Origin of the sequence: Streptomyces sp. NBC_00237 (genome assembly GCF_026342435.1) — a bacterium.
Classification (GTDB): domain Bacteria; phylum Actinomycetota; class Actinomycetes; order Streptomycetales; family Streptomycetaceae; genus Streptomyces.
In genome coordinates this window covers 429,829-449,338 of sequence record NZ_JAPEMT010000004.1, presented here as the reverse complement: position 1 = coordinate 449,338, position 19,510 = coordinate 429,829, and the positions used below count along the sequence as shown (strand labels likewise).

Below are 19,510 nucleotides of genomic sequence, written 5' to 3'. Positions count from 1 at the left end.
GCCCCTACGCTTCCCTCATGACCCACACCACGCCCGAGACTCCCAGCAGCCCCAGTAGCCCCAACAAACCGGCCGTGCACATCCGTCCGGGTGGGATCGACGACGTGCCCACCGTGTTGGCCATGCTCGACGGTGCCGTGGTCTGGATGAACGCGCGCGGCAACACCCAGCAGTGGGGCACCACCCCGTACTCGCAGAAGCCCGGTGGGGTGGAACGGATCCAGCAGTACGCGACGGAGCACGAGACGTACGTCGCCGAGCTGGGCGGCGAGCCGGTCGGCGCGATGGTGATCGGGACGGAACCGGGCCCCCAGGTGCGGATTCCGTCCCTCACCGAGCCCGAGCGGTACGTCCGACTGCTGATCACCGACCGGCAGCGGGTGGGGCAGGGCATCGGATCGGTGCTCCTGGCCCACGCGGTGGAGACCACCCGGCGGGCCGGGGTGGACCTGCTGAGGGTGGACTGCTGGGCGGGCGGCGGAGGCGAGCTGGTCGCGTACTACGAGCGGAACGGGTTCGCGCCCACCGAGCCGTTCATGGTGGGGGAGTGGCCGGGGCAGGTGCTGGAGATGCGGGTGGGGGTTGAGGGGGGTGATGGAATCGGGTGATGACGAGACCGTTGACGCGGCTCTTTCAGGCCCTTGACCGGTTTCACGCCGAACGGCCCTGGGATCACAACGCCCACTACCACCCGTGGATCCTCTCGCAGCTTCCCGTGCGGTTCGGGAGTGCGCTGGATGTGGGTTCCGGGAGTGGGGACCTGGTGCGGCTGCTGGCGGTTAGGGGTGGGGTGGTGCAGGGGGTCGACGCGGATGCCGCGATCGTCGAGCGGGCCCGGGAGCTCACTCCGCCCGGGCTGCCGGTGAGCTATGCGGTGGGGGACGCGAGGGAGGGACTGCCTGCCGGGCCGTACGACGTCATCACGTGTGTCGCCGTGCTGCACCACCTGCCGTTCCGGGAGGCGATGGAGGGATTCCGGGAGAGGCTGGCGCCCGGGGGGACCTTGGTGGTGGTCGGGTGTGCGCGGGAGCAGGCACGGCTGGATTACCTGGTCGGGACCGCTTCCGCGGTGGCGAACGTCGTGATGGCGCTGGTCAAGAACCAGGGGAGGAAGGTGGCCAGACCCGCTTCGATGACCGCTCCGGTTCAGGAGGCGAGCATGAGTTTCGCGCGGATCGCGGGAGAAACGAAGGCCCTGCTTCCGGGGGCGAGGGTACGGCGGGGGCTCTTCTGGCGGTACACGTTGGTGTGGCGGAAGCCGTAGGTGAAGGGCCTCGGCGCCTCAGCGTGTGGGGCGCAAGGCGTCCTGCGAGGCCACGTACTTGATGAGGAGGCGGGCGAATTCGAGGCGTTCGGTCTCGGGCCAGTCCGAGGTGATCGCCTCGAAGGCCGAGCGCTGGTGGCGGCGGAAACGCGCCATCAGGTCCCTGCCCTCCGGGCTGAGGTGCAGAACCGTGCGGCGGCCGTCCCGCTGGGAGGCGGCGCGGATCAGATAGCCCGCCGCGATGCAGTCCGAGACCATGCGGCTGGCGACGGAAGGGTCGGCACCCAGGTGGGCGGCGACTCCTCCGACGGTGATCTCTCGGGCGTCCTCCGTGCGCTCGGACCCTTCCGCTTCCAGGACGATGTTGAGCACCAGCGTGCGGCTCAGGTCCTTCGCGGAGATCGGGTTCTCCACGTCAAGCAGGGAGGATCGCCGCAGTTTTCCCAGGGCCGGGCCTGCGGCGTCGAGGAGCTCGTCGGCCGATACCGGTTCCGGTTCCGCAGGCGCTTGCTTCGTCATGGCTGATATCGTACATAGATGATTTCCCGCAGGCATGTGTTGACGTGAAAACGTGTGCGTGTCAACATGCATATGTTGAAGCGCAAGCAAGGGAGTTCTTTTCGTGACCATTCTTATTACCGGCGCCCGTGGCCAGATCGGCCGCGTCGTCGTCGACCGGCTGCACTCCGCCGGTCTCCCCGTCCGCGCCGCCAGCGCCCGTCCCGCCGAACTGACCGTTCCGGCGGGCGTCGGCACCGTCGAGCTCGTCCTTGACCGGCCCGAGACCTTCAGCGCCGCGCTCGACGGCGTGAAGCAGGTCTTCCTCTATCCGAATCCCGCCGGGATCGACGAGCTGATCAAGGCGGCCACGGCCGCCGGGGTCGAGCACGTCGTGCTGCTGTCGTCCTCGTCGGTTCTCGCGCCGGGCGCCGAGAGCGAACCTCTCGCGCTCCATCACTCGCAGGTCGAACGTGCTCTCGCCGACTCCGGGCTCACCGCCACGTTCCTGCGGCCCGGCGCCTTCAACAGCAACGCTCGCGGCTGGGCGCGCACCATCGGGCAGTCGCTTCCGGTCCAACTCGCCTATCCGGAAGCCGAGGTCGCGTCCATTCACCCGGACGACGTCGCCGATGTCGCGGTGGCAGCCCTCACCGGCGACGCGCTGACCGGCCGTTCGCTCACCGGCCGTTCGCTCACCCTCTCGGGCCCCGAGTCGCTCAGCTTCCGGCGGCAGCTCGCCCTGATCGGGGAGGCCGTCGGTCGCGAGATCCCGGTCGAGCGGATCTCCCGCGCCGAGCAGGAACGGCAGATGGCCGCCTTCATGCCCGAGCCGATGGTCGCCTCCCTGCTCAAGGGGTGGGAGGCCGCCGACGGGAAGGCCGAAGACATCGCCGACACCACGGCTTCGCTGCTGGGCCGCCCTGCTCGTACGTTCGCCCAGTGGGCGCGGGAGAACGCCCACGTGTTTACGGCCTAGTGAGTTCTGTCGATTCGTGGCGAGTCCTGTTGAGCCGTGGTGGTCCCTGGGGAGTCCTCAGGGGTGACGCGCAGGCGGCTGATGTGTTCCATGACGGTGTGCTCTGCCTTCAGTACCCGACCCGGTGCGAGCGTGGCGAGGGGGTCGCTGAAGCCCGCGGAGGGCAGCAGTTCGGGGGCATGCGCCCATGCGTACAGGGAGATCAGGAGGGGCTGCGACACCGGTCGGCCCATGGGCCTGGGCAGGGCCGGGGATGAGTCGTCCATGTGGTTGGGCAAGCCGGAGTGGACGAGTGGCGTCAAGGGCGGTGGTCTCCCTCGGACACCTTCCCGGCGGAGTCAGCGGGCCCAGCGCGGTGGCCAGGCGTCGGCGATCGAGTCCATCAGCGCCTCCGTCCCGAGGTCGGGACCGACCGCATCGATACGTCGCGTCGATCCCGCCGTGCAGCAACGCCTCGATCGCCCTGCCCGCGGTCGTCGACGCGCAGTGCGTGTTCCGGGCCGTGCCGCGGCGGCTGCCCGCTCCGCCGTCCGCAGGATCTCCCTGGTGTGCGGGAGGAACGCCTGCCCGTCCAGAGGGAGGCGCGCGCGCTGCGAGCGCTGCGAGCGCTGCGGACGAACAGGGGCACCCCGAGGGCGCGTTCCAGGCTCGCCACCCGCTTGGAAACCGCCGGCTGGGTGATGCGCAGCTCGGCGGCAGCCTCCTGGGACCGGCCCCATGCCGTGACGGCGACGAAGGCGCGTACGGCATCGATGTCCACGAGCCCGCGGAAGACCGCGACGACTTCGACCACGTCGTCGAGGCCGGTCTCGACGTGCCCTCCGGGCAACTGGTCGTCATGGGGTGCAGCGACTACTTCCCCGACGCACCTCGCTTCAGCGGGCCCGCCGGGTGGATACGGGTCCGGGCCTCCCGCCGCAACCCCGCGGCTACCGTCGACGCGGACATCGACTCCGACGAGTCGCCCGAGAACCCCGAGAACCCCGAGAACATGGAGCAGGTACGCCTCCAGCCCTGGCCCGCCGTGCACCAAGCGCACTCCGCGCTTCGCGTGCTCCAGCGGTGGGAACCGGCGGGCAGGTGGAGGAGCCTCCCTCCGGCGCCGAGGAAAGTGCTGGCCGATTCCGGCGGGTTGTGGTTATGCTCCCGGCGATGACTACTTCCTCGGTTCGCAGATTGGGGGCCCCGTCCGCGCAAGGTGAGTGCTGATGCTCACTGAGTACGCGGCGGTGGATGCCCGCCCATTCCCGGAGTCCGGACTCGTTGTCGAGACTCCCTCTTCTTCTCCACTTTCTCCTCCGCCGGACACCCGGCATTCCCTGTGGCTGCGCGTGCGTGAGTTCGCCGTGCCGCCGACCATGATCGAGACCGCTGCCCGACGTCGCCTTGCCGGGGACTGGGCGGGAGCGTGTGCCGCAGCCGGTGTCGACGTCGACATTCCACTGCGTGACGTGCGGCAGGCGTACGGCAAGGACTTCGTGGGGCGCGTGCGCGACGACCTCCGCGACCTGGTCCCTGACTTGCTGCGCTGGCACCTGCCCCGGATCGCCCCTGACGGGCTGCTGCGGCCCGGACTGACCATTCCGCTTGCACGGTACGAGGGCGCGGGGCCCGGCGTGGTGTGGCTCGTTGTGCGTACGCCGCCCGCGTGGGCGGATGCGGGACAGCGCGTCAGCCTGGCGTTGTGGGACGGGGCGCGCGGTGGGCTCCGTGGCGTACGGGGGCGTTCCCGGCCTTCCGCCCATCCCGACCGGCGGTTCCGCTTCGATCTGCACCGGCATCTGTGGGACGCCCGCAGGGCGGGGGAGTTGGGGGTACGGGCCGGAGTCGGCCCGCGTCCCGGACAACTCGCCGATCTGCCGCACCGGGAGCGGTTCGCCGTCGACCGGTGGGCCGACGAAGCGCGCCTCCTGCTCCGCGAGGACACCGGGCGGGACCAGGGCGTCGTGCAGGTGCGGGTGGGGCGACGGCACCGGGTGGTGCTCGACGTCGCGGCCGACGAGGTGTCGCCGCGCGTCGTGGACGGCACGGTGGAGCCCGGGATTCCGGTGCTGCCCGACGCGGCGACCTGGGTACTGCCCGACCTGGAACTGCTGCGCGCCGGGTTGATCGACGCCGACGGGCTCCATCCGCTGGTCGCTCCCGTACTCGTACCCGGGTACGTACGTGCTCCAGCGGCACGGGAGGTGCCGCCTGCCGGGCGGCCGCGGTACGTGGACTGCCGGGGTGCCCGGCACCGGATCGGGCTGGTCGACGGGGTACTCGTGGCGCTGGACCACGAACCGACGGAGCTGCGCCGGGAAGAGCTGCTGGTCGAGCTGACCGGCACCCCGCTGCCCTGTCTGCGCGCCATCGACGAGGCCCACCGCAATCCGCACTGCCTCCGAGGCGTGCGCGAACGCCTCGACCACGGAGACGTGGCCGGTGCGCTCGCCGTCGTCGAGGGCCTGCTCGGGCCTGCGGCGACCCTGCGCAGCGGTGCGCTCCAGGAGGAGCTGGAGGACGCGGCGCGGCGGCGGGTCGCGTACGGACTGTTCCGGGTGGGGATCGACGAGCCCGGACACGACTGGCGGGAACTGGTGCGTCGCGGCGGGGAGTTGCGTCGGCCTCGGGCGCGGCCCCGAACAGCCCAACGCGATTGAGGGCCCTCGCCCGGTAGAGGGCCTGCTCTCCCGCCTGCTCCCGCTTGCTTTCCCGCCCGCTCTCCCCCTTCTCCTCGCTGTCTCTTCCCCGCTGTGCGCTCGTGCGGCGGTTCCTTCTCGTACCTCAAGGTGATGCCTCATGTCCGCATTTGCCCCTTCCATGACTCAGCTCGACGTAGCCGCCGACCTGTTGGGTCTGCTCCGCGACACCACGACGGAGCCCCGGCCCGACGTCCAGCTGGAAGCCCTGACCCTCGCCGTCGCCGCCGACCTGCCCGTACTGCTGTGGGGCGAGCCCGGCATCGGCAAGACCGCCGCGCTCACGCAGCTCGCCGAGTCGCTCGACCTGCCCCTGACCACGGTGATCGCGAGCGTTCACGAGCCGTCGGACTTCTCCGGGCTGCCGGTGATCGGAGACGATCCTGCGACGCAGGGCGTTCCCATGGCCCCGCCGGACTGGGCGGTGCGGCTCGCGGAGGCGGGACGGGGGCTGCTGTTCCTGGACGAGCTGTCCACCGCGCCGCCCGCCGTGCAGGCCGCCCTGCTGCGTCTCGTACTGGAGCGGCGCGTGGGTGCGCTCCAACTCCCGCCCGGTGTGAGGATCGTGGCCGCGGCCAATCCGCGCGCCTCGGCGGCCGACGGGTGGGAGCTCAGCCCACCGCTCGCGAACCGCTTCGTCCATCTGTACTGGACGCACGACCACGACGTCGTCGTACGGGGCCTCGGCGGTACGTGGCCGCGCGCGAGCCTTCCGCAGCTCGACCCGGGGAAGCTCACGGACGCGGTGGCGTTCGCGCGGCGTGCGGTGTGCGGGCTGCTGGAGGCCAGGCCCGCACTCGTGCACCGGCTGCCCAACAGCGAGACCCGGCGCGGCGGGGCGTGGCCCTCGCCGAGGAGCTGGGACATGACCTTGAGCCTGATCGCGTTCGCGACGGCGGCGGGAGTGACGAGGGAAGCGCTGTCGCTGCTGGTCAGGGGCACGGTGGGAGACGGGCCCGGCCTCGAACTCCTGGCGAGCATCGACCGGATGGACCTCCCCGACCCGGAGTCGGTCCTCGCCGATCCGGCCGGTGCGGAGCTTCCGGAGCGGGGCGATCTGCGGCAGGCCGTGCTGGACGGGGTGGTCGCTGCGGTCCGCAAGCGTCCGGAGAAGGCGCGGTGGGACGCGGCGTGGGACGTGCTCGTACGGGCGATGGAGACGGGTGCTCCTGACCTGGTGGTCGTACCGGCGACGACACTCGCGTCCCTGCGCCAGGAGGCGTGGGACGTCCCCGCGTCGATCGAGCGGCTCGCGGGGGTCGTGCAGATGTCGCGCAGGGCGGACCGGGCCGCGGGCCGGGTGGCGGCGGTCGCGAAGGCGAGCCGATGAAGGGGGAGCACGGGGTGCAGGGGCACGTGGAAGGGCGGCCAGGTCGTACGAGCCCGGGGGCGAGGCCGAAGCCCGGGCCTCGGCTCGGGTCTCGGCCGCGCCCCGGGCCTGGACCGGGCCCGTTGCCCGGCCACGCTCGCTCCGGCCAGCTTCCCCCGTCGGCTCCCGGGCCAGGCCCCGCTCCCGACGACCACACCGACCCCGACACCAACACCGACCCCGCCCTCGCCCTGGACCTGGACAAACTCCTCACCGCCCGCCTCCAGGCCGTCCGCGCCCGCCCCTACCTCGCGACTGCCCTCTTCGCCCTCCACCCCGTCGCCTCGCGGGCCGTTCCCACCATGGCCGTCGACCGGCACTGGCGCTGCTACGCCTCCCCGGGGTTCGTCGAGCGCACCTCCGTCGAGGAGTTGGCCGCCGTCTGGGTCCACGAGGTCTCGCACCTGCTGCGCGACCACCACGGGCGCAGCGATCGCGTCGCCCGTGCCCGCGACCTGACCGGGCCCGGCGACCGGCTGCGCATGAACATCGCCGCCGACTGCGAGATCAACGACGACGCGTTCGGGGACGGGCTGGTGCATCCGGAAGGGGCCGTCACGCCGGGGCTGCTCGGGCTCGGGGACGGGGAGCTGATGGAGGACTACCTCCGCCAGTTCCGGCTCGGCCCGCACACGCGGGACCTCACCTGGCTCGACTGCGGCAGCGGGGCCGACGGGCACGAGCGCGCCTGGGACCTCGGGCCCGACCGGGCGCACGGGCTCAACGCCCAGGAGCGGGACGCCGTACGGTTCCGGGTCGCGCAGGGGCTTTCGGCCCGTCCCGGGAACGCCCCCGAGGGGTGGAAGCGGTGGGCGGAGGAGGCGTTCCACCCGCCGCAGCCCTGGCGGGAGTTGCTCGGCGCGGCGATCCGGGCCGCGGCCTCCGCGTCGGGGTCGGGGGACGACTATTCGTACGGGCGGCCCTCGCGGCGCTCCGCGAGCGTGCCCGGCGCGGTGCTGCCGAGCCTGCGGCGGGTGCCGCCCCGGGTGGCGGTCGTCATCGACACGTCCGGTTCCGTGAGCGACGCGGAACTGGGCAGCGCCCTCCTGGAAGTCACCGCGATCGCGCGCGCGGTGGGCGGGCGCCGCGACCTGGTGTCCGTACTGTCCTGCGACGCGGCCCCCCAAGCCGTGCACACGCTGTGCCGGGCGGAGGGGATTGCGCTGGTGGGAGGGGGCGGCACGGATCTCCGTACGGGGTTCGGGGCAGCGCTGCGGGCCCGGCCGGGGCCCGACGTGATCGTGGCGCTCACCGACGGACACACCCCGTGGCCGTCCGCCCGCCCGTCGTGCCGGACGGTGGTCGGGCTCTTCGACCGGCCGTACCGGGGATCGGTCCGGAACGAGGACGACCCCGAGTACGTACCGTCGGGGCCGCCGCACTGGGCGCGGGTGGTCAATATCGGGTAGCGGGACAGCCCGGGGAGCCGGACAGTGTGCGGGCAGGCCGCACCTCCCGCACGCCGTCGGCGACTACGCCATGACCGTCCTCTGCTGCGTCCCCGACGACGCCCGGTACCTGGCGCTGGACCGCCTTCGCGTGTCACGTCCGCGGACCGGGGCGGGCAGTGCGGTGACTTGCTCCTGACGTTGCGGCAGGCCGTAACTTCGGCAGTCACTGCCTCCACCACGAGCGCAGTCCCAGGGCGCACGACATCGAGAGGACGGCACGGTGAACGAGAAAATTCTGCGGGCAGCCGCGGTCGTCGCCTGTGTCGGGTGTGGGGGGCCGGTGGCGGACAGCCAGGGGCCCACGCATCCGTACATGCTTGGCTCACCCGGATGCTGGCACCTGTACGGCGAGGTGATCGCCCGGGGCCACCATGCGGCCCGGTCCTCGGCGACGCACCGGCATCACGTGGACTGTTATGCCGTCCAGCATCCAGGTGGCGCCGAACACGACCGGCAGCAGCGCCGGTCGGTCGCCGTCCACCTCACCTCCTTGTGCCTCCTGCTGGAACACGGGGTGCCCGCAGTGAAGGTGCCGGTACTGCGAGGGCGGATGAGCCGGACCGTCCTGCCCCGTCTCGGCCTGACCGGCTGGCCCTACCTGCCTCCACCGGCCTTCCTCGGCGCGGTCACCGTGGTCGACGTTCACCGTGCCACCGGCGGGGCCGGCGACGGGGCCGCCCACGCGGCAGCCGTCCGTGACTGGGCGCAGGCGGCCTGGTCGGCCTGGTCCGGCCACCACGAGCAGGTGCGGCTGTGGGCGTCGGCCGGATTGACCGGGGCGTGACGGCCATGGCGATCATGATGACCAGCTGTCCCGGGTGCGGTCTTGCGGCTCCCGCCACCGGTGGGCCGCTCCCTGCCGAGCGCGTGGCGTCGGCCGAGTGCTGGCAGCGCTACGGCGAGCTCCTGGCGCGTTCGTACACCGTCGCCGACTGTCGCCACGTCCACCAGTTGGTCGTGGATTCCTATGTCGCGCAGCACGCGGGCGGCGAAAGCCGACGGGAGATCCAGACCGTGGCCCTGTGCCTGATGACGCTGTGTCTGTTCGTCGAGGACGATGCCGATCCGCGCGAAGGACCGGCGCTGCACCGGCGGATGATGGCCGACCGACCGGCCTACTTCCACTGGCTGGAGCCTCCGCCGCAGATCGGACTGATGACCGCCGCCGACGTTCTCGCCGCCCGTGACGCGGTCGAGCACGAACGCCTCGTCCGGGCCTGGAGCCGTGGCGTGTGGCGGGCCTGGGCGCCGCACCACGCCACGATCCGAGGCTGGAACGCCCGGGCACTGACACGGCCGGACACCCCGGACACCTGAGTCCGTCCTCCTACTTCCCCATCAGCTTCCGCAGGTCCGCCGTCAGGGAGGCGATCGCCCCCGGGTTGCGCGGGCTCTCCACCAGTTCCGCGTAGTCGAGGACGACGATCCGGTTGTTCTTGATCGCGGAGACGTTCTTGAGCGGGGCGTACGACATGAGGAAGGCGCGCTTCTGGGCGGCGGTGGTGTCGCCGTAGTTGTTGATCACGATGACCTCGGGGTCGCGCTCGACCACCGTCTCCCAGCCCACCGTCGCCCAGCTGTCCTTGAGGTCCTTCATCACGTGATCGCCGCCCGCCCGCGTGATGATGTCGTGCGGCGCGGCGTACAGGCCCGAGGTGAAGGGCTTGTCCTGGCCCGCGTCGTAGAGGAAGACACGCGGGCGGTCCGCGCCCTTGAGGGCCGTGGCCTGCGCGTCCGACACCTGCTTGCGGAAGGTGGAGATCAACGTCTCGGCGCGGTCCTCGACCGCGAAGACGCGGCCCAGGTTACGGAGGTCCGTGTAGAGGGCGTCGAGGGGCGGCATCACGCCGCGCGACTGGGCGCCTCGGCCGTTGCGGCAGGACTCGCTGAGGAGGTACGAGCCGATGCCGACCTTCTTGAGGTCGGCGGGGGTGAAGCCCTCGCCCTCGTTGAAGCCGTAGTTCCAGCCCGCGAAGACCAGGTCGGCGCGGGCGTCGAGGGCCATCTCCTTGTTGATCTGCTTCTTCGAGAGCCACGTGGTCTTCGTGTAGCCGTCCTTCCAGGGGACGGCGGACAGGTCGCCCTTGTCCTCGGGCATCACGAAGCCCGCCATGTGCTTCTCCAGGCCGAGCGCGAACATGATCTCGGTGATGCCGACGTCGTTCGTGACCACCCGCTGAGGGGCCTTCGCGTACGTCTGCTTCTCGCCGCAGTTGGTGATGGTGACGGGGTAGCGGGCGTCGGAGGAGCCCTTGGCGGAGGGCTTGGCGTCGGTGACCTGTGCGCCGCAGGCGGTCAAGGAGGTCAGAAGGAGGGCGGCGATGGGGAGCGTGAGGGTACGGGTGCGCATGAGGTGCGGGGTCCTTAGGAAGGGGTGGGCAGGAGGCGGTCGAAGAGGAGCTGGACCGCGCCGGTCTCGGGGTGCCGCACGCGGTGGGCCCGTACGCCGAAGACATCGGCCAGGAGGTCCGGGGTCAGGACGTCGTGCGGCGCGCCGGAGGCCACGATTCCGCCGGACTCGATGACGTAGAGCAGATCGCAGTGGAGGGCGGCGAGGTTGAGGTCGTGGAGTGCGGTGAGGACGGTCAGGCCGCTGCGGCGCACCAGGGCGAGGACCTCCAGCTGCTGGGCGATGTCCAGGTGGTTGGTGGGCTCGTCCAGGATCAGCGCGCGGGGCTGCTGGGCGAGTGCGCGGGCGATCAGGACGCGTTGCTTCTCGCCGCCGGAGAGGGTGAGGAAGCCCCGGTCGGCGAGGTGCGCCGCTCCTACCTGGGTGAGGGCGGTGGTGCAGGCGTCCAGGTCCTGGGAGGTGGTGCGGGCCAGGGCGCGCTGGTGCGGGACCCGGCCCATCGCGACGACCTCGGCGACCGTGAAGTCGAATTCGGTGGCCGCTTCCTGGGGGAGCGCGGCGACGCGTCGGGCGCTTTCGCGGGCGCTCATGGCGTACAGGTCGTCACCGTCGAGGAGGACGGTGCCGGTGGTGGGGCGCAGCGCCCGGTAGACGGTGCGCAGGAGGGTGGACTTGCCGCTGCCGTTCGGGCCGACCAGACCGACGAACTGGCCGGTGGTGGCGTGCAGGGAGATGTCGTGGACGAGGCGGGTGGTGGAGATGTCGACGGAGAGACCGGTGACGTCGATACGCATTACGCGGCTCCGTCGGGAGAAGGGGCGCTACGCATGACGCGGCTCCGTGGGGAAAAGGGCGCTGAGCATTACGCGCCTCCGAACGTGTAGGAGTTGCGCCGCATGAGCAGGACGAAGCAGGGCACCCCGACGGCGGCCGTGAGCACTCCGACGGGCAGTTCGACGGGGGCGAGGAGCGTGCGGGACAGTACGTCGACCCAGATCAGCAGCAGTGCACCGAGCAGCGGGGCCACGGCCAGCAGCCGCCGGTGGTCCGCGCCCACCAGCATCCGTACGGCATGCGGCACCATCAGCCCGACGAAGCCGATCGCCCCGCTCACCGCGACCACCGCACCCGTCACGGCCGCGCACACCACGAACAGCTCCTTGCGGAACCGGCCCGCGTCCACGCCGAGCGCGGCGGCGGTCTCGTCGCCCATCGCGAGGGCGTTCAACCGGCGGGCCGACCAGGCGAGATGGGCCAGGCCCGCGCACACCGCCGCCGCAGCGATGGGTACGGAGGCCCAGCTCGCCCCGCCCAGGCTGCCCAGCAGCCACATCATGGCGGAGCGGGCCGCCTCGCCGCGTTCGGCGGCGAACACCATGAAGGTGGTGATGGCCGAGAAGCCGTAGTACAGCGCGGTGCCGGTGAGGACCAGGCGCAGGGGGGTCAGGCCGCGCGGCGTGCGGGCGACGGCGTAGACGAGGGCCATCGCGGCGAGCGCGGAGACGAAGGCGGCGGTGGACAGCGCCCAGACGCCGAGTGCGCCGAGCGCGCCGAAGAGGAGGACGGCGTTCGCGCCGACGGCCGCGCCCGACGAGATGCCGAGGACGAACGGGTCGGCGAGGGCGTTGCGGACCATGGCCTGCACGGCGATGCCGATGGAGGACAGGCCCGCGCCGACGACGGCGGCCAGCACGGCGCGCGGGAAGCGGAGTTCCCAGACGATCGTGTACGCGGGGACTTCGTCGGGGGATATCGCGCCGCCGGTGAGGCCCGCCCAGAGGTAACGGAGGACTTCGGGCCAGGTCAAGCCCGAAGCACCGAGCCCCGCGCCGCAGACGAGGGAGAGGAGGACGCCCACCAGGAGAGCGGGCACGAGGACGGGCAGGGGGATGCGCCGGGGCGGCGCGGGGCCCGTGGAGGGCCGCGCGGTGAGGTGCTGCTCGGCGGGAGGGCGCTCGGAGGGGAGCCGGTCGGTGGGGGTGGCCACGGGGCAGGATCGCTTTCGCCTCGGGCCGTGGGGGTACGGCGACCGAAGCGGCGGGCCGGGACGCGGAACACCCGGTGCAGCGTCTTTCGCAGTCCACGGCGAATTGACTCGTGCATTTCGCTCCGTGGGTGGTCGGGCTCGCGGAACCGGGGTGTGGTCGGTCCTGCCTACCGTTGCGGGTCAGCGCCGGAGTTCGACCGGCTTCCCCCTTGGAGTTCTCGCAGCTTAATGGGTGGGTGGGGAGTGCGGGTGTGCCGCCCGGACCGAGATCCGGGCGGCACACCCCGGTCCGGTCAGGCGCAGCGCCCCCTCGGAGTCGTCCGGGTCACCACGTCCGGCGTGCCGGTCGTCGCGTCCAGCCAGATCACCTGGCTCGACGCGACCGCCGCGGCGGCCGTCTGCTCGCCCCGGTTGCAGGAGACGCGACCCTTGTACGTCGTCGGGGCGTCGGGCGCACCGGAGGCCGCGAACTGGTGGAGCTTGCCGGTCGACTCGTTGCGGATCTCGGCATCGGGGAGGTGGGTGCCGACCGTCACGGTGTCGGCGGAGACCGTCAGGTCGTACATGTTCAGGGCGTTCGGGCCGGTCTGCGCACTGAGGTCGACGACGTTCGCCCCCGAGAGGTCGGCGCGGCGCAGGGTGGTCTTCCCCTCCGCCGAACCGTCGTTCAGCAGCCAGAAGACGTGCGTGCCGTTGAGGGCGGTCGGGCCGAGGCTGGTGCCGCTCGGGTTCTCCCGGACGATTCTGTTCTCGCCGGTGGCGACGTCGAGGAGGCGGGTCGCCAGGGAGTATTCGGCGGCGGCCCGCCCTTGCGGACCAGCGGCCCGGGCTCCTTGGAGGGCGACCCTGCGGCGCTCCTGGTAGGCCACCTTGCCGTTGCTCACCGAGGAGCCGTGCGCGCGGTGGTACGTACCGCCGCCGATGGACTCGATCGCGGCGGGGTCCTTCAGGCTCAGGTACTTCACGCCCATCCGGCCGCCGTGGTTGTAGTAGTCGAAGGCGACGAGATCACCGTCGACGTCGATCGAACTGTCGGTGGCCCGGCCCTTCCACAAATTCTTGATCACGCCTCCGGCGAGCGGGCGCGACAGGACCTCCGTGCCGTCGGGGCCGACCGCCTGCCAGACCACGGTCTTGCCGTCGGTGGCCGGATTGACGTGGTAGCGGCCGTCGTTGGGGCTCATCAGCAGCTTCTGGCCCTTGCCGTTGACCCGTCCGGCCCAGACGGAGTACGGCTCCGAGCCCGCCTCGTTCGACTTCGCGGCGGCCCACCAGCCACCGCCCGCGCCGAGGTTCGTGTCGGCGGTCTGGATGCGGCCGAAGAGCTTCTCGGAGTCGATGCCGAGAGCTTGTTCCCAGCCGGGGACGATGCCGTGCGCGGTGAAGGCGCGGGTGAGGGCCTTCTGCTGGGCGGCCGTCACCTTGAGGTCCTTGGCCGCCGCCAGCATCGCCGCGCGACCCTCGGTGAAGCCGTCGATCGGGGTGAGGTACTGGGTCAGCGCCTTGTAGACGATGCGGTCGGCCAGGTCACCGCCCAGTTCCTTGCGGGCGTCCCACAGAGCGCCGCCGAAGATCGTGGAGTTGAGGTGGACGCCGCCGTTGTCGTTGGCCTGGCCGACGCCGATGAAGGAGCCGGTCGTGGTACGGCCGTCGCCCAGGTCGCGCAGGGCGCACGCGCGCGGGCCCTTGGTGCGGCACAGGCGGTCGCCGATCAGGCCCGAGTCGGGGTCGCTCGCCGGGATGCCGTACGCGGAGGTCTCGACGGCGTTGCCGAAGTAGTCGGCGATGGCCTCGTTCATGGCCCCGGACTGGCCCGCGTAGACCAGGTTCGCGGAGGTCTCGACCACGGCGTGGGTCATTTCGTGGCCGACGACGTCCAGGCCGGCGGAGAGGGGCAGGTACTCCTCGTCGCCGATGCCGTACACCATCTTCTGGCCGTCCCAGAAGGCGTTCACGTACGGCATGCCGTAACTGCTGATGCCCACCAGGGAGTTGATGGCCATGCCCCGGCCGTCGAGGCTGTCGCGGCCGTGCTTGCCCTTGAAGTAGTCGAAGACCTGGGCCGCGCCCCAGTGCGCGTCGACCGCTCCCGCGTCGGTGGCCTCGGGGCCGAAGGCGGGGGTCGGGGAGCTGAACTCCTGGATGCCGTCGGGCCAGTGCCCGGACACGTCGCTCGCCCACTTGCCGCGTGCGTCCCAGGTGGAGAGCGTGCGGTGGTAGCCGTCGTCCTGGGGAAGGCGGGTGCGGTCGCGGAGGACGTACAGACCTCGGGCGTCGTCGCGTTCGGCGTCGAGGGCGACGGGCTTGCCGTCGAGTTTGGTGCCAGTGCCAGTGCCAGTGCCAGTGCCAGTGCCAGTGCCAGTGCCGGTGCCGGTGCCTGTGCCGTTTTCGGGTGCGGCGGCGGCGCGGGTCCGTACCGGATTGCCCTGCGGGGCGCGGGGTGCTGTGAACGTCTTGATACCGCTGTACTGGAGCACGGGATACCCGGCGCGCGCGTCCACGTACACCTCGCGCAGCACGGGTTCGCCGCTCGACGGACCGGTGCCGCGCACCGTGATGTGGTGGGTGAGGACGCCGGTGCCCTGCGGGAGGACGACCAGGCCGCGTGCGGTGCCCTCCAGTACGGGGTCCTCGCCCGCGAAGTCCTGTTCGGCGAGCCGGGTGCGGACGGAGTCCACCGCGCGTTCGACGGCAAGGGTGGCGTCCACGGCGGGGGTGGTGCTCGCGGTCAGGCCCGTGAAGTACTTGCCGGAGGTGCCGGTGACGACCCGCTCGCCGCCCTCGCGTTCCATCCGTACGACGTACTGGCCGCCCAGCACGGGGACGCCCCGGTGCTTCTGCTGGAGTCGTACGCTCTCCTGGCCTGCGGTGTTCGTGCTGCGAGCCGGGGTCAGGTCGCGGGCGGCGTCGGCGATGCGGTAGCGGTCCTGCCGCCCGCCCAGGTACGCGCGGGCCGCGTCCGGTGCGCTCCCGGTCGCGGGTGCGGCCTCGCGGATGCCGCGTACGAGCGAGGGGGTCAACGTGCCCCGGCCCGGGGTGACTTCCGCCGGGGCGGGGCCGGGGGCCGGGGCCGGTTCCGGCGCGGCGTGGGCGAGGCCCGGGGTGGTCAGGACCAGCGCGGCTGCGCCGATCAGGGCTGCCGCGCCGGGTGCGCGGCGTATTCGGGCCGCGCTCGCGCCCGTACCGCTGCGGGTGGTTCTTCGTGAGTGGCTTGAGTGGCTGGAGTGGCTCACTGGCTTCTCGTCCCCCCTTGTCGGGTGCCGGTGGCGGGTCGCCGACCGGCAGGGGACATCGAAGCGGCTGGGGCGTCGATCGATCAATGGTGCGGGCGGGACCGGAGTCGACTTCCGGCCGTCATCTGTTCGATTTCCGGGAATTCGAATACCGCTCGGGCTGAAAGTAAGCGGAATGTGTCCACTTCGTCGCACGATCTGTCGATCGAGCATTGCCCAACGGTTGATACCTTGACCAACTCCCAGCTCAGCGGCGCAATTTACTCAAAATTTGGCAGGAATAGGGTCTGTCATCAAAGGTTAATGTGATGGCAAAGTGAGAGTCACGGGAGCCCTGAAGGCTGTTTCCCGTAAGACCATCGACCCGACCACACCGCGTCCGCCCCCCACGGCGAGGACGCAGGAGGCAGGCCACCATGAAGTCCCTCATCGACAACGCCCGTTCCTTCGCCGCCACCCACGTGGCGGACCCGCGGAACGCAGCGGCCTTCCAGGCCCTGCGCGCCGGGCAGTCACCCGAAGCCCTGTTCATCACCTGCTCCGACTCGCGCGTCGTACCGGCCCTCATCACCGGGGCCCGTCCGGGCGAGCTCTTCGAACTCCGTACGGCGGGGAACGTCGTACCCCCCTACCCCACCCACCGTGCCCGGCCCCCACAGGGCGAGGCGGCCACCATCGAGTACGCGGTGTGCGTGCTCGGCGTCCGTGACGTCGTCGTCTGCGGACATTCGCACTGTGGCGCGGTCGGCGCGCTCGTACGGGGCGAGGACCTGTCCGCCGTACCGGCCGTACGCGACTGGCTGGAGCACTCCGTCGCCCCCGACGCGGCCGTGCGCACCGCCGCGTCGGCCACGCCCGACGTCGCGGAAGCCGTGCAGGCACACGTGCTCGCGCAAGTGGAGCGGCTGCGCGCGTACCCCTGCATAGCCGAGCGCGTCGCCGACGGCACGCTCACGCTGCACGCCTGGTACTACGAGGTCCACACGGGCACCGTCACCGTGCACCGCCCCGCCTCCTGGGAGGCCCGAACGGCAGGCGTGCGGCCCGCCTTCGTCCCGCTGTGAGAAAGCCGCGCATCGATCGCCCGGCCCGCTTCTCACGACAGGACCCCTACCGTGAAGTCCACCCTCATCTCCTCCTTCCGCGCGCCCTTCTCCGCCCTGCGTGAACCCGGCGTGCTCCGACAGGACCTCCTCGCCTCACTCGTCGTCTTCCTGGTCGCCCTGCCGCTGTGCGTCGGCGTGGCGGTCGCCTCCGGTGTCCCCGCCGAACTCGGCCTGGTCACCGGCATCGTCGGCGGCCTCGTCGTCGGCCTGCTGCCGGGCAGCGCCCTCCAGGTCAGCGGTCCGGCAGCCGGGCTCACCGTGCTCGTCTTCGAGGCCGTGCGCGCCTTCGGTCTCGGCATGCTCGGCGCGATCGTGCTGCTCACGGGCGTGCTCCAGATCGGTCTCGGGCTGCTGAAGTGCGGCCGCTGGTTCCGCGCCATCTCCGTGTCCGTGGTGCAGGGGATGCTGGCCGGGATCGGTCTCGTACTGATCCTCGGGCAGCTCTACAGCATGACCGGGGCCGACCAGCCCCTCTCCGGGACCGCCAAGTTCGCCGGGCTGCCCGGCCTGGTCGCCGACACGATCGCCTCACCCGCCGCGCTCACCGCGGCGGCCGTCGGTCTCGGCACGATCGCCGTGCTCGTGGTGTGGCCGAAACTGCCCGCAGCCGTGCGCGTCGTGCCCGCCCCGCTGGCCGCCGTCGCCCTGGCCACGGCGGTCGGCCTCGTCCTCCCGCTCAACCTGGAGAACGTGACCGTCCAGGGCCTCTTCCACGCCATCCAGCCGCCGGGAGCCGGTGACCTGGCCGCGCTGGGCAGCGTCGCCGTCCTCGGCACGGTCCTCGCCTTCACGCTCATCGCCTCCGCCGAGTCGTTGTTCAGCGCGGCGGCGGTGGACCGCATGCACGACGGCCCGCGCACCCACTACGACAAGGAACTCCTCGCCCAGGGCGTCGGCAACACGGTGTGCGGGATCCTCGGCGCCCTGCCCATGACCGCCGTCATCGTCCGCAGCTCCGCCAACGTCCAGGCGGGCGCGCGCACCCGGCTCTCCCGGGTCGCGCACGGCGGCTGGCTGCTGCTCTTCGCCGTCCTGCTCCCGGCGGCGCTCGGCGTGATCCCGCTCGCCGCCCTCGCGGGCGTACTGATCCACGCGGGCTTCAAGCTCCTGCCGGTCAAGGACATCGTGCCGCTGGCGCGGGCGCACCGGGGTGAGGCGTTGGTCCTCGCCACCACGGCGATCGCGATCGTGGTGACCAACATGTTCGAGGGCGTCCTCATCGGTCTCGCCCTCGCCGTCGTCAAGCTGGCCTGGGACACCTCCCACGTCCATGTGCAGGTACGGGAGCTGACGGGTGGCCGGCTGGTCGTCACCCTCACCGGGAACGCCACCTTCCTCCGGCTGCCCCGCATCCTGGAAACGCTGGAGGCGCTGCCCCAGGACCGCCCCATAGAGCTCGACCTGACCACCGTCCACCACCTCGACCACGCGTGCCGCACGACCCTGGAGAACTGGGCGATGCGGCACAACGACGCCGACACGGAAGCCGTACGGATGCGGATGCGGACGCTGTCGAAACCCGCACCGGAACCGGAACCGGAGGTGGGCGCGCCGCCCGGGTGACCACGCGTGGCGGAGGGACCACGCCTTCGGTCCGGAGGATCGCCCGGTGCGTCAGACCAGCCAGCGGCCGTCGCGCATCAGGACCCGGCCGGAGAGCTCGTTCGCCTCGCGCCATGCCTGGATGCGGCGCGGGGTGATACGGAACCAGCGGTACGCGGTGGTCAGCGCCCGGGGGTCGAAGCCGGTCCGCGCGCAGAACCGATCACCGCGTTCCTTCGGCAGGGCGTCAAGCTCCAGGACCTCGACATCGCCCTCGATCATGGTCACGTCGCGGGTGGGGCCGATGCCCAGCCGGGCCGTCCGGCCGGAGGCCAGGTTCCGGCCGGTCGGACTGGCCGAGGGGGTGGCGACCAGGAGCGTCTCACCGTCCCACTCGAAGGAGAGCGGGACCAGGTACGGCACCCCGTCCGCCGAGGCACTGGCCACCCAGACGTCGGTGTCGTGGGCGAGCCGGTGCTCGGTGTCGCGACGGCGCTGGGCGGGGGAGCGTACTTCGGTGCTCAGCTGGGCGGGGGAGCGTACTTCGGTGCTCATGGGATGCCTTCGTTCCTGTCGGTCGGCGGTGACGTCGGCGGTGCGGGTGGTGGTGAGGTCGGCGCTGCGGACGGCTGGTGCCGTCGTCGGTGCGGTCAGTCCTGGAGGACGCCGATGAGGTTGCCGTCGGGGTCGGTGAGGGTCGCTACGAGGCGGCCGCCGCCGACGTCCTGCGCGGGCTGCCGCACGGTGGCTCCGGCGGCAGTCAGCTCCGCGACCTTCGCCTCGATGTCACTCACGTGCCAGTAGGCCAAGGACGAGGACAGCCCCTGCGGGCCGCCGCCGGGCACCAGGCCGACGTGCTGGCCCGCGACGTCGAAGCCGACGTAGTAGGGCGCGTCGGTCTGCGGCTCGACGCCCAGCAGCGCGGCGTACACGGCCTTGGCCTTGGCGAGGTCGGAGACGGGGTGCAGGACGGTCTTGATTCCGGTGGTGGTCATGGCTTCTCCTGTGGGTCGTGGTGGTGCGGCCGTTCTCCGTGGCCGTTCCTCGTGC

General features: G+C 71.7%; 19 protein-coding genes, 1 pseudogene and 1 riboswitch. Of the genes and pseudogenes, 11 read left to right on the top strand and 9 right to left on the bottom strand.

The window, feature by feature from the left end:
• Positions 1–17: 17 nt before the first annotated feature.
• Entirely contained in the window at positions 18–608 is a 591-nt protein-coding gene (locus OG897_RS34450) for a GNAT family N-acetyltransferase (RefSeq protein WP_266663193.1), read from the top strand.
• Positions 608–1,264, top strand: a complete 657-nt coding sequence (locus tag OG897_RS34445; RefSeq protein WP_266663191.1) for a bifunctional 2-polyprenyl-6-hydroxyphenol methylase/3-demethylubiquinol 3-O-methyltransferase UbiG — start codon at positions 608–610, stop codon at positions 1,262–1,264. The genes OG897_RS34450 and OG897_RS34445 overlap by 1 nt, the downstream gene beginning before the upstream one ends.
• A gap of 18 nt (positions 1,265–1,282) precedes the next feature.
• On the opposite strand, the gene OG897_RS34440 is transcribed toward OG897_RS34445, so the two are convergent.
• On the bottom strand, positions 1,283–1,783 hold the full coding sequence (locus OG897_RS34440; protein ID WP_266663189.1) for a MarR family winged helix-turn-helix transcriptional regulator: 501 nt from the start codon (positions 1,781–1,783) through the stop codon (positions 1,283–1,285).
• A gap of 103 nt (positions 1,784–1,886) precedes the next feature.
• Here OG897_RS34440 and OG897_RS34435 point away from each other — a divergent pair, with 103 nt between their 5' ends.
• On the top strand, positions 1,887–2,741 hold the full coding sequence (locus OG897_RS34435) for an NAD(P)H-binding protein (protein ID WP_266663188.1): 855 nt from the start codon (positions 1,887–1,889) through the stop codon (positions 2,739–2,741).
• On the opposite strand, the gene OG897_RS34430 is transcribed toward OG897_RS34435, so the two are convergent.
• The gene (locus OG897_RS34430; protein WP_266663187.1) at positions 2,738–3,043 is read right to left on the bottom strand and encodes a hypothetical protein; all 306 of its coding nucleotides are present in this window, start codon (positions 3,041–3,043) and stop codon (positions 2,738–2,740) included. The two genes, OG897_RS34435 and OG897_RS34430, sit on opposite strands and share 4 nt — an antisense overlap.
• Positions 3,044–3,229: 186 nt before the next feature.
• Positions 3,230–3,501, bottom strand: a pseudogene (locus OG897_RS34425) (LysR family transcriptional regulator); the annotation flags it as partial.
• Between the two features lie 54 nt (positions 3,502–3,555).
• On the opposite strand from OG897_RS34425, the gene OG897_RS34420 reads away from it, so the two are divergent.
• The 6 genes from OG897_RS34420 to OG897_RS34395 all read left to right on the top strand — a co-directional run bounded on the left by OG897_RS34420 (position 3,556) and on the right by OG897_RS34395 (position 9,559).
• Complete coding sequence (locus tag OG897_RS34420) at positions 3,556–3,897, top strand: hypothetical protein (protein WP_266663185.1); 342 nt, start codon at positions 3,556–3,558, stop codon at positions 3,895–3,897.
• A 52-nt stretch (positions 3,898–3,949) separates the two neighbouring features.
• Entirely contained in the window at positions 3,950–5,383 is a 1,434-nt protein-coding gene (locus OG897_RS34415) for a hypothetical protein (protein ID WP_266663183.1), read from the top strand.
• A gap of 139 nt (positions 5,384–5,522) precedes the next feature.
• Positions 5,523–6,752 carry a MoxR family ATPase gene (locus tag OG897_RS34410; RefSeq protein ID WP_266663182.1) on the top strand — a complete coding sequence of 410 codons (1,230 nt, stop codon included), beginning with the start codon at positions 5,523–5,525 and terminating at the stop codon, positions 6,750–6,752.
• A gap of 230 nt (positions 6,753–6,982) precedes the next feature.
• Entirely contained in the window at positions 6,983–8,200 is a 1,218-nt protein-coding gene (locus OG897_RS34405; protein WP_266663731.1) for a VWA-like domain-containing protein, read from the top strand.
• Positions 8,201–8,462: 262 nt separating this feature from the next.
• The gene (locus tag OG897_RS34400; protein WP_266663180.1) at positions 8,463–9,026 is read left to right on the top strand and encodes a DUF5946 family protein; all 564 of its coding nucleotides are present in this window, start codon (positions 8,463–8,465) and stop codon (positions 9,024–9,026) included.
• Positions 9,027–9,031: 5 nt separating this feature from the next.
• Entirely contained in the window at positions 9,032–9,559 is a 528-nt protein-coding gene (locus OG897_RS34395) for a DUF5946 family protein (protein WP_266663178.1), read from the top strand.
• Positions 9,560–9,569: 10 nt separating this feature from the next.
• Here OG897_RS34395 and OG897_RS34390 read toward each other — a convergent pair whose 3' ends face one another.
• The 4 genes from OG897_RS34390 to OG897_RS34375 form a co-directional block, all read right to left on the bottom strand.
• Positions 9,570–10,592, bottom strand: coding sequence for an ABC transporter substrate-binding protein (locus OG897_RS34390; protein ID WP_266663176.1), 1,023 nt, complete (start codon positions 10,590–10,592; stop codon positions 9,570–9,572).
• 14 nt (positions 10,593–10,606) lie between these two features.
• Complete coding sequence (locus OG897_RS34385; protein ID WP_266663174.1) at positions 10,607–11,386, bottom strand: ABC transporter ATP-binding protein; 780 nt, start codon at positions 11,384–11,386, stop codon at positions 10,607–10,609.
• 68 nt (positions 11,387–11,454) lie between these two features.
• Positions 11,455–12,579: an iron ABC transporter permease gene (locus tag OG897_RS34380; protein WP_266663172.1), complete on the bottom strand. Its 1,125-nt coding sequence runs from the start codon at positions 12,577–12,579 to the stop codon at positions 11,455–11,457.
• A 126-nt stretch (positions 12,580–12,705) separates the two neighbouring features.
• Positions 12,706–12,790: riboswitch (cobalamin riboswitch) on the bottom strand.
• An 82-nt stretch (positions 12,791–12,872) separates the two neighbouring features.
• Positions 12,873–15,812 (bottom strand): M4 family metallopeptidase, encoded by a 2,940-nt coding sequence (locus OG897_RS34375; RefSeq protein ID WP_266663170.1) that lies wholly within the window; start codon positions 15,810–15,812, stop codon positions 12,873–12,875.
• Between the two features lie 416 nt (positions 15,813–16,228).
• Here OG897_RS34375 and OG897_RS34370 point away from each other — a divergent pair, with 416 nt between their 5' ends.
• Together OG897_RS34370 and OG897_RS34365 are read left to right on the top strand one after the other, a co-directional pair.
• Entirely contained in the window at positions 16,229–16,876 is a 648-nt protein-coding gene (locus tag OG897_RS34370) for a carbonic anhydrase (protein WP_266663168.1), read from the top strand.
• Between the two features lie 96 nt (positions 16,877–16,972).
• Positions 16,973–18,481, top strand: a complete 1,509-nt coding sequence (locus tag OG897_RS34365; protein ID WP_266663730.1) for a SulP family inorganic anion transporter — start codon at positions 16,973–16,975, stop codon at positions 18,479–18,481.
• 51 nt (positions 18,482–18,532) lie between these two features.
• On the opposite strand, the gene OG897_RS34360 is transcribed toward OG897_RS34365, so the two are convergent.
• Both OG897_RS34360 and OG897_RS34355 read right to left on the bottom strand, forming a co-directional pair.
• Positions 18,533–19,015: a pyridoxamine 5'-phosphate oxidase family protein gene (locus OG897_RS34360; protein WP_266663166.1), complete on the bottom strand. Its 483-nt coding sequence runs from the start codon at positions 19,013–19,015 to the stop codon at positions 18,533–18,535.
• Positions 19,016–19,110: 95 nt separating this feature from the next.
• A complete protein-coding gene (locus OG897_RS34355; RefSeq protein WP_266663164.1) occupies positions 19,111–19,455 on the bottom strand; it encodes a VOC family protein in 345 nt (114 codons plus the stop codon).
• Between the last annotated feature and the right edge of the window lie 55 nt (positions 19,456–19,510).